We start from the raw sequence: 14411 nt of genomic DNA, 5'->3' as shown, positions 1-14411 counted from the left end.
TCCCGGCCGGGAGGCGCGTGTGCGCTCCCGACCGGTGCGGCGCTCAGGTCTGGACTTCGGTTCAGACCTTGGGCTCGCTCGTCGAGGCAGGCGCCTTGGACTTCTTCGACCTGGACGATTTTTTCTTGCCCGCCTCATCCGCTGCGGAGCCCGGCTCAGGTGTGGCCGCGGCCTTGGCGTCCTTCGACTTCTTCGACCTGGAAGTCTTCGCGTCCGGCGCGGCGGTCGGTGCCGCGACATTGGCACTGGCCGAGCCCGTCGCCTTCGAAGCTTTCGATTTGCCGGACTTGGCCGGTGCCGTGTCGGCAGCAGGTGCCGAACCGCCAGCGGTCGCGGCAGCCTCCTTCGACGCCTTCGATTTCTTCGTCTTGCCTACCGTTGCCTCGGTCGCGGCAGCCGCACCCGCGGCTGCGCCAGTGGCGGAGGTCGCTGCCGCCGGCGGTACCGTCTTGGCCGAGGTGGCAGCCGCAGGGGCGGCCTGGGTCGCTGCGGAGGGGGCCGGCTTGGATGGCGCCGAAGGCGGCTGCGTCGCCGTTGCCGGTGCGATGGGCGCAGGTTTCGCCGCCGCCGGTGCCTGTGCGGCTGGGGCCGTGGCAGCCGGGGCCTTGGCCGATGGTGCCGCCGACGTGGCAGCACCCTGTCCGCCGATCGTCATCCCTTCCGATTGCAGCGTGGCAACAGACTTGTTGCCAAGACCTTTGACGCGCTTGGCGACATCGGCGGCATCCTTGTATGGGCCGTGCGCGTTCCGCTCGTCGATGATGGCTTTGGACTTGACCGGCCCGATGCCCTTGAGCGATTCGAGCTGCGCCTGATCGGCGGTGTTGATGTCGACAGCGGCCATGGCCAGGCCGCAGAGGGCGAAGAAGGTAACCACCGCCAGCAAGAGTTTGCGAAGCATGATGCGATCCTTGTGAAGACGAGCCGGCCACCGCTCCCACCCTGTTCCGTCTCGCGTCCGGTGTATTCGGACGGCAACGGCCCGGCTCACGCCAATGGCTATGACGAACGGCATTCGATAGCCCGAGCGCCACACCCTCCCTTTCGCCACCGGGGATTCCCCGCGCGGCACCGCTTGCCACAACCTCACAACACCTGCCGGGCGCCGCGTCCGCACACCGTCAGACCTGTGCGAAAGCGCCCCATGCTCTTCTCCTGAGGCGTCAGTCGGCGCATTGCCGAGTTCGCCCATTTCTTCGTTAACGCCGCAGGCCGCTTATGGATGACATCAGGCCATTGGCATGCCTCCCGACAGCCCGCGTCGTGCCCGGAACGGATCCCGACTCGACGGCGCGAACGCCTCAGACGAGGAGGACCGGAACAGAGGCTGCCTTCGCGGCTCGAACCGGCGGCACAATGCACGCCCGGCGCATCGCTCCGAAACAAAACGGGGAGCCGTTTGGGCTCCCCGTCCGTATGGCTTCAGCGACCGGCGCTCACTGCGCGAGCAACCAGCGCACATAGCGCGACACGCCCTCGCCCACGGTGTAGAACGGCTGATGATAGCCACCCGCCTGGCGCAGATGGTCGATACTCGCCTGCGTGAAGCACTGGTACTTGCCGCGCAGCGCGTCCGGGAACGGGATGTATTCGACCAACCCCTGGCGCACCATTTCATCGAGCGCGAGCGGCGCTTCGCCCGCCTCGGCCCGCAGCGTGTTGATGACGGCGACCGCGATGTCGTTGAACGGCTGCGCGCGCCCCGTGCCGAGGTTGAAGATGCCGCTTCGCTCGGGATGATCGAAGAAATGCAGGTTCACCTTGACGACGTCTTCCACGGACACGAAGTCGCGGCTTTGCATGCCCGCGGCATACCCGTTGTACTCGCCGAACAGCTTCACGCGGCCGTTGGCGCGGAACTCGTTGAAGTTGTGGAACGCCACCGAGGCCATGCGCCCCTTGTGCGCTTCGCGCGGGCCATACACGTTGAAGTAGCGGAAGCCGGCCACCTGGCTTGGCAGCTTGCCGCCCGCCTCGCGCATGGCGCGCCGCACGATCTGGTCGAACAGGAATTTCGAGTAGCCGTAGACGTTCAGCGGCTTCTCGCATTCGCGCGCTTCCACGAACGTCTCCGACGCGCCGTACGTGGCCGCCGACGAGGCGTACAGGAACGGCACGGTCTGCGTCTGACAGGCTTCGAACAACGCGCGCGTGTAGCGGAAGTTGTTCTCCATCATGTAGCGGCCGTCCGTCTCCATCGTGTCGGAGCACGCGCCTTCGTGAAAGATCGCGCGCACACGACCGAATTCGCGTCTCTGGAAACGCGCGACGAAGTCGGACTTGTCCAGGTAGTCGCTGATCTCGCAGTCGACCAGATTGAGGAACTTGTCGGCGCGCGTGAGGTTGTCGACCGCCACGATGTCGGTCTCGCCGCGCTCGTTGAGTGCCTTGACGAGGTTTGCGCCGATAAAGCCCGCGGCGCCGGTCACGATGATGGTCATATCGATTCGGAAAAGAGTTCGGTGTAGTCCACGGTCGCCGTGCCCAGCTTGCCCACGACGATACTGCCGGCACGGTTGGCGAGCACGACGGCCTGCGCGAGCGGCAACCCGGCCGCCAGCGACGCGGCGAGCGTGGCGATCACGGTGTCGCCCGCCCCCGAGACGTCATAAACTTCGCGAGCTTGCGCCGGCACGTGCAGAGCGCCGCTCTCGGTGAAGAGCGTCATACCCTCCTCCGAGCGCGTGAGCAGCAGCGCTTCGAGGTGCAGCGACTCGCGCAGATTCTGCGCACGCGCCGTGAGATCGTCCTCCGAGCGCCATTCGCCCACGACCTGCTGCAGTTCCGAGCGGTTCGGGGTGAGGATGGTGGCGCCGCGATAGCGCTCGTAGTCGCTGCCCTTGGGATCGACCAGCACCGGCTTGCCTGCCGCGCGCGCGGCGTCGATCATCGGCTGCACGTGCGTGAGGCCGCCCTTGGCATAGTCCGAGAGCAGCACGATGTCGTAGTCGGCAAGCAGCTGACGATACTGATCGAGCACCGCGAGCAACACTTCGCGCGCCGGCTGGTTTTCAAAATCGATGCGCAGCAGTTGCTGCTGACGCGAGACGATGCGCAGCTTGATGGTCGTGGCCAGATCGGCGTCGCGCGTGACAAACGCGTTCACACCGCTCGCATCGAGCAGATTGGCCACGCGGACACCAGGTTCGTCCTCGCCGAGTACGCACAGCAGACCCGCCTGTGCGCCGAGCGACGTGGCGTTAAGCGCCACGTTCGCCGCACCGCCGAGACGTTCCTCGTTGCGCTTGATATGCACCACCGGCACCGGCGCCTCCGGCGAAATTCGGTTGACGTCGCCGAACCAGTAGCGGTCGAGCATCACGTCGCCGACGATCAGCACGCGCGCGCGGGCAAATGCCTCGCGAGACACATTGGGCACGCCCGGCGCCTGCACCGTGCGCGTGAGCGAAGTTGCCGTCGAAGTCATCCGTCGCTCCTCGAAATTCAGGCCGTCTCGTTCGAGCCGCGGCCAATGCCGTGGTATTCGATACCCAGTTCCGTCATGGCTTCCGGATCGTAAAGGTTGCGGCCGTCAAAGATCAGCGGCACCGACAGTGCGGCCTTCACGCGAGCGAAGTCGGGGCTGCGGAACGCCTTCCATTCGGTCACGATCACGAGGGCGTCGGCGCCGGTGAGCGTGTCGTTCTGCGTCGCACAGAATGCGACCCGCTCATGGGCCGCCGGGTCGTTGGCGAAGTCGAGCGTGATCACGCGACGGGCTTCTTCGAGTGCCACCGGATCGTACGCGCGCACCCGCGCACCGCGCCGCACCAGCTCCGCGATCACTCGGCGGCTCGGCGCTTCGCGCATGTCGTCGGTGTTCGGCTTGAACGCCAGGCCCCACAGGGCGAACGTCTTATCCGAGAGGTCTTCGCCCAGGCGCGCCACGATCTTGTCGATCAGCACGGCCTTCTGCGTTTCATTGACGGCCTCGACCGCGTTCAGGATGCGCAGCGGCAAACCGTAGTCTTCCGCCGTGCGCACGAGCGCCTGCACGTCCTTCGGGAAGCACGAGCCGCCGTAACCGCAGCCGGCATACAGAAAGTGATAGCCGATACGCGGGTCCGAGCCGATGCCCTGACGCACGTCTTCGATATCCACGCCAACACGATCGGCAAGGTTCGCCAGTTCGTTCATGAAGGAGATGCGCGTGGCCAGCATGGCGTTGGCGGCGTACTTCGTGAACTCGGCCGAGCGCACGTCCATGTAAAGCGTGCGCTCGTGGTTGCGATTGAACGGCGAGTACAGGCGCTTCATCATCGCACGGGCCTGCTGGCCGTCGGCGTCGTCATCCACGCCGATCACGATGCGGTCCGGACGCATGAAGTCGTCCACGGCCGCGCCTTCCTTCAGGAATTCGGGGTTCGAGACGACCGAGAACGCCACGGTTTCGCCGCGCTTGACGAGCTCTTCCGACACGGCAGCCCGGACCTTGTCCGCCGTGCCGACGGGCACAGTCGACTTGTCGACGATGACCTTGAAGCTCTTTGCATAGCGGCCGATGTTGCGTGCAGCGGCTACGACGTATTGCAGATCCGCCGAGCCGTCTTCGTCCGGCGGCGTGCCCACGGCAATGAACTGGACGTCGCCATGCGCGACCGAGGCTTCCACATCCGTCGAGAATTGCAGACGGCCGGCTTCGCGGTTGCGCGCGATGATTTCCTGCAGGCCCGGTTCGTGAATCGGCACGCCGCCGTTGTTCAGGATGTCGATCTTGCGCGGATCGACGTCGAGACAGAACACGTCGTTGCCGACGTCCGCCAGGCAAGCGCCCGTGACGAGGCCGACGTAACCGGAGCCGATGATGGTGACTTTCATGATTGCGCGAACTTAAAGAAATTAGGAGGCCGCCGGCACGTCGGCACGTCGCGGCGTATAGGTCTCCCAGCCGTTACAGCCGGGACATTGCCAGTAGAACAGTCGCGCGCGGAAGCCGCACTGGTCGCAGACGTAGCGCGGCAGCGACTTGGTGCGCTGCGTGATCAGCTTGCCCATGAGCGCGAGGTCGGCTTGCGTGTCGCCGTGCGCCGTGGCGGCGTGGGCTTCGAGCAGGCGCGCCATGCCCGGCGCGCTCGGCGCGCGATGCATGAGCTCGCGCATGAGCTTCAACGCGGCTTCGGGGCCTTCGAGGGCCACCGTCTTCTCATAGACGATCTCCAGTAGATCGTCCGACGGATTCCTGCGCAGCGCGTCGCACAACGCGGCGAGGCCCTCCGGCGCTCGCCCCAGCGCCTCGTAGGCGCGCATCAGACGCTTGGCCGCGAGGCCCAGATACACCGGGTTCTGTTCTTCGATGGTGCGCAGCACGGCCAGCGCGCCGGCCGCGTCGCCCGCCGCCAGCAGCATGTCGCCACGCAGCAGCGGGGCCCGTACGTTGGCGGGATTGATGGCAAGCGCGGCATCGAGCTCGCGCGAGACGGCCTCGGCATCCTTGCGCTGCAGCGCTTCCTGCGCCAGCTCGCAGTGGAACTGCGCGATCTCCTTGCGGTAGGACACGGCAGGATCGAGGTCGCTCAGCGTCTCGGCTTCGGAGAGTGCCTTGCGCCACTCTTTCTCGATCTGATAGATCGTGAGCTTGGCGTGCTGCGCCGACTTCGCATAGGCGCCCGAATGCAGACGGCCGAACGCCTCCTCCGCACGATCGAGCAAACCGGCTTTGAGGAAGTCGTGGCCGAGTTCGTAGAGCGCATGCTCCTGGTCGGCTTGCGGCAGGTCGTCGCGCGAGAGCAGATTCTGATGCACGCGAATGGCGCGCTCGGTCTCGCCGCGACGGCGGAACAAGCTGCCCAGTGCGAAGTGCAACTCGGTGGTTTCCGGGTCGAGCTTGGCGACTTCGATGAAGGCATCGATCGCCTTGTCCGGCTGTTCGTTCAACAGGAAGTTGAGACCCCGGAAGTAGGAGGCCGGCAGATTACGACTCTCCGAGAGCAGACTGCGCAGATCCAGGCGTGCGGCCACCCAGCCGCAGCCGAAGATCACAGGGATGGCCAGAAGCCACCAGACCTCGAATTCCATGAATGCGTGTTGTCGTTGAAACAGTCGATGAAGTTGGCGAGAATCGCGCGCCGTGCCGTCGTCGCCTTAGACCGGCGGCAGCATGGGCGGCTGGTCGTTCGCCTCGGGGTCGCGCTGGGCGCGGGCCAGATCGCGCCGCGTACGGCGCAGTTCGAGACGTTGCCGCATCAGGCTTGGTAACGTGGCCAGCACCCCAATGATGCCTCCCACCACGAAAAACGCCAGGCCAATCATGATGAGCGGCGCCGTCCACGTATGGCCCAGGAACAGGTTCAACGTGACCTCGCCCGTGTTGGCGAGCGCGAGACACAGCAACACCACGAACACGATGAGACGAACAATCCAAACAATCAGCTTCATGCCGAAAGGCTCCTGCGGCAGGCCTGCCGTATGTTTTGCGATTTGAACCGCCCGCACACGCCGCCTGAATGCCGTCGCCGCGCCGGGCCGGCACGTGCGCGTATTGTACCGGATGTGCCCTGAGAGGCGTCGTTCCTGCAACGCGCTTCGCATTTCCGGCAATTGCGTGCACAAGCAGGCGCCAGATGCAAAAAAAGCGCCCGAGGGCGCTTTTCTTGCGTAGTGGATCCCAAAGGGCCTTATTGGTCCGACGCCTTGTGATCAACCCGCTCTCGCAACTCCTTGCCAGGCTTGAAGTGCGGCACGAATTTCTCCGGCACCATCACCTTCTCGCCCGACTTGGGGTTGCGGCCGACGCGCGGTGGCCGACGGTTGAGCCCAAAGCTACCGAAACCGCGGATCTCGATTCGATGACCGCGCGCAAGCGCGTCAGCCATCGCGTCGAGAATCGTCTTCACCGCGAAATCGGCGTCCTTGAGCACCAACTGGGGAAACCGCGCCGCCAACTGGTTGACCAATTCAGACTTGGTCATAGGCCTTGGACCTTACTGATTCTGGCTATCCAGCTTGGCCTTGAGCAGCGCACCCAGGTTCGTGGTGCCGCTCGCTGCCGAGCTATCCGACGACAGCTTGCTCATCGCTTCTTGCTGTTCAGCCGAATCCTTAGCCTTGATCGACAGGTTGATGTTGCGCGACTTGCGGTCGATGTTGACGATCATCACGTTGACGGCGTCACCATCCTTGAGCACGTTGCGAGCATCTTCCACTCGGTCTTGCGAGATTTCCGAAGCGCGCAGGTAGCCTTCGACATCCTCACCCAGCGACACGACGGCGCCCTTGGCATCAACCGACTTGACCGTACCGTTGACGATCGAGCCCTTGTCGTTGATGGCCACGAAGGTGTTGAACGGATCGCCTTCGAGCTGCTTGATACCCAGCGAGATGCGCTCCTTCTCGACGTCGATGCCCAGAACCACGGCTTCGACTTCGTCGCCCTTCTTGTACTTGCGCACGGCTTCTTCGCCAGCTTCGCTCCACGACAGGTCCGAGAGGTGGACCAGGCCGTCGATGCCGCCAGGCAGACCGATGAACACGCCGAAGTCGGTGATCGACTTGATCGCGCCCTTGATCTTGTCGCCCTTCTTGAAGTTGCGCGAGAAGTCATCCCACGGGTTCGGCTTGCACTGCTTCATGCCGAGGCTGATACGACGACGGTCTTCGTCGATCTCGAGCACCATGACTTCGACTTCGTCGCCCAGCTGGACAACCTTGGTCGGGGCAACGTTCTTGTTGGTCCAGTCCATTTCCGACACGTGAACCAGGCCTTCGATGCCCGATTCCACTTCGACGAACGCGCCGTAGTCGGTGATGTTGGTGACCTTGCCGAACAGGCGGGTGCCTTGCGGGTAGCGGCGAGCGATGCCTTCCCACGGATCTTCGCCGAGTTGCTTGACGCCCAGCGAGACGCGGCCCTTTTCCTGATCGAACTTGAGGATCTTGGCGGTGACTTCCTGGCCAACCGACAGAACTTCGCTCGGGTGACGCACGCGACGCCATGCGATGTCGGTGATGTGCAGCAGGCCGTCGATACCGCCGAGGTCGACGAACGCACCGTAGTCGGTGATGTTCTTGACCACGCCCTTGACGATCGCGCCTTCCTTGAGCGTTTCGAGCAGCTTGGCGCGCTCTTCACCCTGCGTGGCTTCGATCACGGCACGGCGCGAGAGCACAACGTTGTTGCGCTTGCGGTCGAGCTTGATGACCTTGAATTCGAGGGTCTTGCCTTCGTACGGGGTCGTGTCCTTGACCGGACGCGTGTCAACCAGCGAACCCGGCAGGAATGCACGGATGCCGTTGACCATCACGGTCAGACCGCCCTTGACCTTGCCGGTGATCGTACCGGTCACGAGGTCGCCCGATTCCAGGGCCTTTTCCAGTTGCAGCCACGAGGCCAGACGCTTGGCCTTGTCGCGCGACAGCACGGTGTCGCCATAGCCGTTTTCCAGGGCGTCGATCGCCACGGAAACAAAGTCGCCGGCCTGAACTTCGACCTCGCCCTGATCATTCAGGAATTCTTCGATGGGGATGTACGCTTCGGACTTGAGGCCGGCGTTGACGACCACGAAGTTGTGGTCAACCCGCACGACTTCTGCGCTGATGACTTCACCAGCACGCATGTCTTGACGGGAGAGCGACTCTTCGAAAAGCGCCGCGAAAGATTCGTTGGTCGAGGTTTGCAGGTCGGACATAAAAGTGGATTACGCCGTTGACGTTCGTCTCCCGAAGGGGGGCTGACGTTCACGTACAACGGTTGGGTTAAAGGTTAAACAAAGCCGGGCCGGATGACTGCATGAAACACCCGGTCAGGCGCCTTGCGGGTACTGCACCTGTGCGAACCATTCGAGCACCTGAGCCACCGCCTGATCGACGTTGAGCCCCGACGTATCGAGCACTCGCGCACCCTCTGCCGGCCGCAACGGCGCCTCGGCACGGGTACGATCCCGCGCATCGCGCGCCTCAAGATCCAGCATGAGACTGTCTATGTTAGCAGAAAATCCTTTTTCTATCAATTGCTTATACCGCCTCTCGGCACGCGCCTCCGCGGTGGCGGTCAAAAACACCTTGAGATCGGCTTCCGGGAAGATCACCGTGCCCATGTCGCGGCCGTCAGCGACCAGGCCCGGCGCGGTCTTGAAGCCGCGCTGCAGGCCCACCAGCGCCTGGCGCACCGCCTTGTGCACCGCGATGCCCGACGCCCGGTTGCCGATGGCCTCGGCCCGGATCGCGTCCGTCACATCCTCGCCAGCCAGCCACACGCGCTGATCGCGAAAACGCACGTCAAGCGTTTCGGCCAGCACCGTGAGCGCCCCGACGTCATCCGAGTCGATCCCGTGACGGGTGCTCGCCAGCGCCGTCAGTCGATACAGCGCGCCGCTGTCAAGATAGTGAAAGCCCAGCGCGTCGGCCACGCGGTGCGCCACCGTGCCCTTGCCGGACGCCGTCGGGCCATCCACCGTAATGACCGGAATCGGGTCGTCCATCACCGTCAAATCAGGCATTCCTTCGTCTCTGTCTATCCAATACAACAAAAAATAAAACTTCCCTTTTAAATGATAATGATTATCATTTATTAAAAGACGCCACCGGCGCCCAGGAAGACGTGACCGACATGCAAAGCCGCGATTATCCCTTAGCCGGCCCCGAATGGGGACCGCCGTTCGACGCCCGGAACACCACGCGCCCAGGCCGGGGCTGGATGGGGTTCGCCGGTGCGGGCACCCTCATTGCCGTCGGCTATATGGACCCCGGCAACTGGGCCACCGCCATCGCCGGAGGTGCACGCTACGGCTACACATTATTGAGCGTCGTCCTGCTCTCGAGCGTGATGGCGCTGTTGCTGCAATGGCTGGCGGCGCGCGTCGGCCTCGTTACCGGACGCGATCTCGCTCAACTCTCCCGTAGCCAGTATAGCCGCCGCACTTCGCTGGCGTTGTGGGCGCTCTGTGAGATCGCCATCGTCGCGTGCGACCTCGCGGAGATCATCGGGAGCGCGGTGGCGCTCCAGCTCCTGTTCGGCGTATCGCTGCCCGCGGGCGTCGTGCTCGCCGGCACCCTGGCCTTCGGCATGCTCGTCCTGCAAGATTTCGGACAACGCCGCCTCGAAGGTGCGGTCGCCGCGTTGATTCTGCTCACAGCGGGCTGCTTCGTCGCGCAGTTGGCGCTCGCTCATCCCGACTGGGACGCCGCAGCGGCAGGCCTGCGACCGCGCAGCGAGATCGTGGCGCAAGCCGGCATGCTGTGGCTCGCGACGGGCATCCTCGGCGCGACGGTCATGCCGCACAATCTCTACCTGCACTCGGCGCTGCTGCGCATGCGCGGCGACGCCATGCCCGACCGCTCGCCGGTGACGTTGCGACGCGCCCTGCGCGCCACCCATTGGGACACGACGCTTTCGCTTGGCTTCGCGTTCCTGATCAACGCGGCGCTGCTGATTCTCGCCGCGGCCGTATTTCATGCAAGCGGCAATACGGGCGTCGAGTCGCTTGGCGACGCGCACAAGCTGTTGGCACCGCTGCTCGGCAGCCAATGGGCAGGCGCGATGTTCGCCGTGGCGCTGCTCGCATGCGGCCTGAACTCGACGGTCACGGCCACGCTCGCAGGGCAAGTCACGATGGAGGGTTTTCTGAATCTGCGCATGAAGCCCTGGCAACGCGCATTGGTCACGCGCGGGCTGGCGCTGCTACCGGCGCTGCTGATCGTCAGCCACGGCGGCGAAGCGCAGACGACCAATCTGCTGGTCTTCAGTCAGGTCGTGCTGAGTCTGCAACTGCCGTTTGCCGTCGTCCCGCTGGTGCGCTTTGCCGGCGACGCGGGGCTCATGGGTGAGTGGCGCGTACGGGGCGCACTATTGGCGTTCGCGTGGGTCATTACCGGCGCGATCGTAGCACTCAACGCACTTCTGCTCTGGCAAACGCTCACGGGATAACAGGACAGGGCTAAGCGACGCAAGAAGTGTCGGCTGTGTCGTCGGTGACGTCAGCGATGCCGGCGCCGTTGGCGACGCCAAGGCTCGTGTCGGCCGGATCGACGCGCCACCGGCACATCGGAGGCTGACGTCCGCGCCATCGCGCAGACGCCTGCCATGCCGCACTAGGACGCGACGCGCGCGAACTCGGTGAAATACGTCGGAAACGTCTTGCCCACGCACTTCGGGTCGTTGATCGTCACCGGTACACCGCCGAGGCTCACCAACGAGAAGCACATCGCCATGCGATGATCGTCGTACGTGTCGATGGCCGCATTCGGCGTGAGCGCCGCGGGAGGCGTCACACGCAGATAGTCCGCCCCCTCCTCCACGATCGCCCCGACCTTGCGCAGTTCGGTCGCCATTGCCGTGAGCCGGTCGGTTTCCTTCACACGCCAGCTCGCGATATTGCGCAACGTGGTCGTGCCGTCGGCGAAAAGCGCTGCGACGGCGATCGTCATGGCGGCATCGGGAATGTGATTGAAGTCCATATCGAGCGCTCGCAGCTTGCCGCTCGGTGTGTCGACGCCGCTCACCTCGATCGCATCGTCGTGCAACGTGATGCGCGCCCCCATCGCTGCGAGGGCATCGACGAAGCGCACATCGCCCTGAATGCTGTCGCGCCCGACGCCTTCCACACGCATCGGGCCACCACCGATAGCACCCGCCGCCAGAAAATACGACGCCGACGACGCATCGCCCTCCACCCGGATCTCATCGGGACTGCGGTATTTCGGACCGTCGGTGCCGGCCGCCGGCAATGTGAAGCGCGACCATCCGTCCTGTCGAACGTCGATGCCGAAACGACGCAACAGACGCAGCGTGATGTCGATATACGGCTTGGAAATCAGTTCACCATCCACTTCCACGACGATCTCGCCCGAAGCCGACGGCAGCAGGGGCAGCGTGAGCAGCAACGCCGTGAGGAACTGGCTCGACACGTCGCCGCGCACCCGAATCGGAGCGGTAGGCGCGGCAACCTCGGCCGGCTTGATGTGCAAAGGCGGATAGCCCGGATTGCCGAGATAGTCGATGTGGGCGCCGAGTTGTCGCAGGCCGTCCACCAGATCGCCGATCGGGCGCTCGTGCATACGCGCCACGCCCGAGATCTCATAGTCGCCGTGACTGAGTGAAAGCGCGGCCGTCAGTGGGCGAATGGCCGTACCGGCATTGCCCATGAACAGCTTGGCCGCCTTCACCGGAAATTCGCCGCCACACCCTTCGACGACAAAGTCACGCGTGTCGCCGACCTGCGTGCACGTCACGCCAAGCGCGGACAGCGCGTCGAGCATGACTTGCGTATCGTCCGAGGCCAGCAGATCCCGCACGCGGGTGGTGCCGCGCGAAAGCGCAGCAAGCAGCAGCACACGGTTCGAGATACTTTTCGAGCCGGGCAGGCGCAGCGTGCCTTCGGCGTGGCCGTATGGGCCGAGATCGAGCGTTTCCATTACCTTTCCTGTTGCTTGGCCCAGTCCGTTCGCGCCTGACTCGTGCGAGCGAAGACAGCCTCGAGACCAGCGCCGTCGCCGGCATCGATCAGTTGGCGCAGCGTACCGAGCGTGGCGAGATAGCCATCGAGTTCGGCAAGCAGTGCGTCGCGATTGGCCACGCAGATATCGCGCCACATCTCCGGATTCGACGCGGCGATGCGCGTGAAGTCGCGAAAGCCACCGCCCGCAAAACCGAACTTCAGCGTGGCATCGGGGGCGTCGAGAATCTGCGCGATGAGTGCATACGACAAGACGTGCGGCAAATGACTGACCGACGCGAAAACGCGATCATGCTGCCTCTCGGACATTTCGGACACGCGTGCGCCGGCGGCCTCCCACATGGCACGCACGCGCGCGACGTCTTCGATCCGGTTGTCCGGCTGCGGACACAGCACCACACGCCGATCGCGATAGAGATCGGCCTTTGCGGCGTCTACCCCGGACAGTTCCGCGCCAGCAATCGGATGCCCGGGCACGAAGCGCCATGCGTCACCGCCAAGCGCGGCCCGGGCTGCGGCCACGGCGTCGCTCTTCGTGCTGCCCGCGTCGGTCACCAGCGTGTTGCCGCCGAGGTGCGGGCAGATCGCTGCGAGCAACGCGGGCGTTTGCGCCACCGGCGCAGCCAGTACGACGATGTCGGCGTCGCGCACAGCCTCTTCCATCGACGTGGCGGCACGATCGATCACACCGAGCTCGCACGCGCGCACCAGCGACGCTTCACTGCGTCCGACACCGACGACTTCGCCAACCGCATCCGCCGCCTTGAGCGCGCGCGCGAGCGAGCCGCCAATCAGGCCGACGCCGCATATGACGAGTTTGTTCACACGCATGGCGTTCATGCGGAGCGCGGGTACGACCCGAGCACCTTGCAGTAGGCCGCATTCTGGCGCAATGCGTCGAGCGCCTTGGCGACGTTCGGATCGTCACGGTGGCCCTCGAAGTCGACGTAGAAGTAATACTCCCACGCACCACTCTTGGCCGGACGGGATTCGAAACGGGTCATCGAAACGCCGTTGTTCGCGAGCGGCTCGAGCAGCGCGACCACGGCACCGGCACGGTTGGGCACCGACAGGATCAGCGACGTCTGATCGTGACCGCTCGGGGCCGGATCCTGCGTGCCGATCACGACGAAGCGCGTGCGGTTGTGCGGGTCGTCCTGCACATGCGAAAACGCGATCTGCAAGCCATATTGCGTGGCCGCCGACTCGCCGGCAATCGCCGCAACGCCCGGATCGGCGGACGCCATGCGCGCCGCTTCGGCGTTGCTCGACACCGCTTGCCGCTCGAGCTTCGGGAAGTGCGCCGACAGCCAGTGCTGGCACTGCGCGAGAGACTGAGCGTGCGAGCAGATGCGCGTTACGCCATCGAGCGTGCCGGACTGCGACATCAGATTGTGATGAATCGGCAGCGCCACTTCGCCGCCAATGGTCAGCGGGCTTTGCAGCAGCAGGTCGAGCGTGCGCGAGACCACGCCTTCGGTCGAATTCTCGACCGGCACGACGCCAAAGTCGGCGCTGCCGGCCTCGACGGCGCGGAACACCTCATCGAGCGACGGGCACGGCAGGCCCTTCACGCTCTGACCGAAATAGGAGAAAGCAGCCTGTTCGCTGTACGTTCCCGCCGGCCCCAGATAGGCCACGGTCATGACCTTCTCCAGCGCTCGGCTTGCCGACATGATCTCGCGCCAGATGGACGCCAGATTGTCGCCGTACAACGGTCCATCGTTCGCCTGCTGCAGACGTGAAATCACCTGCAGCTCGCGCTCCGGCCGGAACACCGGCGCGCCGAAACGCTTCTTGACCTCGCCGACTTCCAGCGCGATGGCCGCACGTTGATTGAGCAGCTTGAGCAACTGCGCGTCGATAGCATCGATTTTTTCGCGCAGCGGGCGCAGCGATGCATTCAGATCGTCATCCATGGAGCGTATTGTCTTCTTACGATGGGACATGGTCAGGTGGCCCCCGGCGCACTGCCTCGATGGTCTCGACGTCCCATATCGGGACGCCGGGCACTCGCTTTAC

General features: G+C 64.5%; 13 protein-coding genes. 1 reads left to right on the top strand and 12 read right to left on the bottom strand.

Going from position 1 to position 14411, the window contains the following annotated elements; genetic code table 11:
- Positions 1-61 precede the first annotated feature (61 nt).
- From RO07_RS06720 to cmk, 9 genes are all read right to left on the bottom strand, one after another.
- The gene (locus RO07_RS06720; RefSeq protein WP_072636972.1) at positions 62-901 is read right to left on the bottom strand and encodes a ComEA family DNA-binding protein; all 840 of its coding nucleotides are present in this window, start codon (positions 899-901) and stop codon (positions 62-64) included.
- A gap of 535 nt (positions 902-1436) precedes the next feature.
- Positions 1437-2441 (bottom strand): ADP-glyceromanno-heptose 6-epimerase, encoded by a 1005-nt coding sequence (gene rfaD, locus RO07_RS06715; RefSeq protein ID WP_039409196.1) that lies wholly within the window; start codon positions 2439-2441, stop codon positions 1437-1439.
- Positions 2438-3427 carry a D-glycero-beta-D-manno-heptose-7-phosphate kinase gene (gene rfaE1, locus RO07_RS06710; RefSeq protein WP_052267077.1) on the bottom strand — a complete coding sequence of 330 codons (990 nt, stop codon included), beginning with the start codon at positions 3425-3427 and terminating at the stop codon, positions 2438-2440. The genes rfaD and rfaE1 overlap by 4 nt, the downstream gene beginning before the upstream one ends.
- Before the next feature lie 17 nt (positions 3428-3444).
- Positions 3445-4818, bottom strand: coding sequence for a UDP-glucose dehydrogenase family protein (locus RO07_RS06705; RefSeq protein ID WP_039409195.1), 1374 nt, complete (start codon positions 4816-4818; stop codon positions 3445-3447).
- 21 nt (positions 4819-4839) lie between these two features.
- Positions 4840-6015 carry a lipopolysaccharide assembly protein LapB gene (gene lapB, locus RO07_RS06700; RefSeq protein WP_039409194.1) on the bottom strand — a complete coding sequence of 392 codons (1176 nt, stop codon included), beginning with the start codon at positions 6013-6015 and terminating at the stop codon, positions 4840-4842.
- A 66-nt stretch (positions 6016-6081) separates the two neighbouring features.
- Entirely contained in the window at positions 6082-6375 is a 294-nt protein-coding gene (locus RO07_RS06695) for a LapA family protein (RefSeq protein WP_039409193.1), read from the bottom strand.
- Positions 6376-6614: 239 nt separating this feature from the next.
- On the bottom strand, positions 6615-6908 hold the full coding sequence (locus tag RO07_RS06690; RefSeq protein WP_017232087.1) for an integration host factor subunit beta: 294 nt from the start codon (positions 6906-6908) through the stop codon (positions 6615-6617).
- Positions 6909-6920: 12 nt separating this feature from the next.
- Entirely contained in the window at positions 6921-8624 is a 1704-nt protein-coding gene (gene rpsA / locus RO07_RS06685) for a 30S ribosomal protein S1 (protein ID WP_039409192.1), read from the bottom strand.
- 114 nt (positions 8625-8738) lie between these two features.
- On the bottom strand, positions 8739-9434 hold the full coding sequence (gene cmk / locus RO07_RS06680; protein ID WP_039409191.1) for a (d)CMP kinase: 696 nt from the start codon (positions 9432-9434) through the stop codon (positions 8739-8741).
- 110 nt (positions 9435-9544) lie between these two features.
- Between cmk and RO07_RS06675 the strand changes: the two genes are divergently transcribed.
- Entirely contained in the window at positions 9545-10861 is a 1317-nt protein-coding gene (locus tag RO07_RS06675) for an Nramp family divalent metal transporter (protein WP_084072480.1), read from the top strand.
- 164 nt (positions 10862-11025) lie between these two features.
- Here the strand turns inward: RO07_RS06675 and aroA are convergent, their stop codons facing one another.
- The 3 genes from aroA to pheA are packed head-to-tail and all read right to left on the bottom strand — an operon-like array spanning position 11026 to position 14308.
- Positions 11026-12348: a 3-phosphoshikimate 1-carboxyvinyltransferase gene (gene aroA, locus RO07_RS06670; protein ID WP_039409189.1), complete on the bottom strand. Its 1323-nt coding sequence runs from the start codon at positions 12346-12348 to the stop codon at positions 11026-11028.
- Positions 12348-13229, bottom strand: a complete 882-nt coding sequence (locus RO07_RS06665; protein ID WP_039409188.1) for a prephenate dehydrogenase — start codon at positions 13227-13229, stop codon at positions 12348-12350. The genes aroA and RO07_RS06665 overlap by 1 nt, the downstream gene beginning before the upstream one ends.
- On the bottom strand, positions 13226-14308 hold the full coding sequence (pheA, locus tag RO07_RS06660) for a prephenate dehydratase (RefSeq protein ID WP_039409186.1): 1083 nt from the start codon (positions 14306-14308) through the stop codon (positions 13226-13228). Before pheA ends, RO07_RS06665 begins: the two co-directional genes overlap by 4 nt.
- Between the last annotated feature and the right edge of the window lie 103 nt (positions 14309-14411).

The sequence above is a fragment of the Pandoraea pulmonicola genome (genome assembly GCF_000815105.2).
GTDB classification, from domain to species: Bacteria; Pseudomonadota; Gammaproteobacteria; order Burkholderiales; family Burkholderiaceae; genus Pandoraea; species Pandoraea pulmonicola.
Note: the sequence above shows the minus strand (reverse complement) of the source record. Positions and strands in the feature narration are given on the sequence as shown.

Bases quoted from the DNA above. Each gene is read 5' to 3' on its own strand.
- RO07_RS06720 (WP_072636972.1), bottom strand. From the start codon at position 901: ATGCTTCGCAAACTCTTGCTGGCGGTGGTTACCTTCTTCGCCCTCTGC.
- rfaD (WP_039409196.1), bottom strand. From the start codon at position 2,441: ATGACCATCATCGTGACCGGCGCCGCGGGCTTTATCGGCGCAAACCTC.
- rfaE1 (WP_052267077.1), bottom strand. From the start codon at position 3,427: ATGACTTCGACGGCAACTTCGCTCACGCGCACGGTGCAGGCGCCGGGC.
- RO07_RS06705 (WP_039409195.1), bottom strand. From the start codon at position 4,818: ATGAAAGTCACCATCATCGGCTCCGGTTACGTCGGCCTCGTCACGGGC.
- lapB (WP_039409194.1), bottom strand. From the start codon at position 6,015: ATGGAATTCGAGGTCTGGTGGCTTCTGGCCATCCCTGTGATCTTCGGC.
- RO07_RS06695 (WP_039409193.1), bottom strand. From the start codon at position 6,375: ATGAAGCTGATTGTTTGGATTGTTCGTCTCATCGTGTTCGTGGTGTTG.
- RO07_RS06690 (WP_017232087.1), bottom strand. From the start codon at position 6,908: ATGACCAAGTCTGAATTGGTCAACCAGTTGGCGGCGCGGTTTCCCCAG.
- rpsA (WP_039409192.1), bottom strand. From the start codon at position 8,624: ATGTCCGACCTGCAAACCTCGACCAACGAATCTTTCGCGGCGCTTTTC.
- cmk (WP_039409191.1), bottom strand. From the start codon at position 9,434: ATGCCTGATTTGACGGTGATGGACGACCCGATTCCGGTCATTACGGTG.
- RO07_RS06675 (WP_084072480.1), top strand. From the start codon at position 9,545: ATGCAAAGCCGCGATTATCCCTTAGCCGGCCCCGAATGGGGACCGCCG.
- aroA (WP_039409189.1), bottom strand. From the start codon at position 12,348: ATGGAAACGCTCGATCTCGGCCCATACGGCCACGCCGAAGGCACGCTG.
- RO07_RS06665 (WP_039409188.1), bottom strand. From the start codon at position 13,229: ATGAACGCCATGCGTGTGAACAAACTCGTCATATGCGGCGTCGGCCTG.
- pheA (WP_039409186.1), bottom strand. From the start codon at position 14,308: ATGGATGACGATCTGAATGCATCGCTGCGCCCGCTGCGCGAAAAAATC.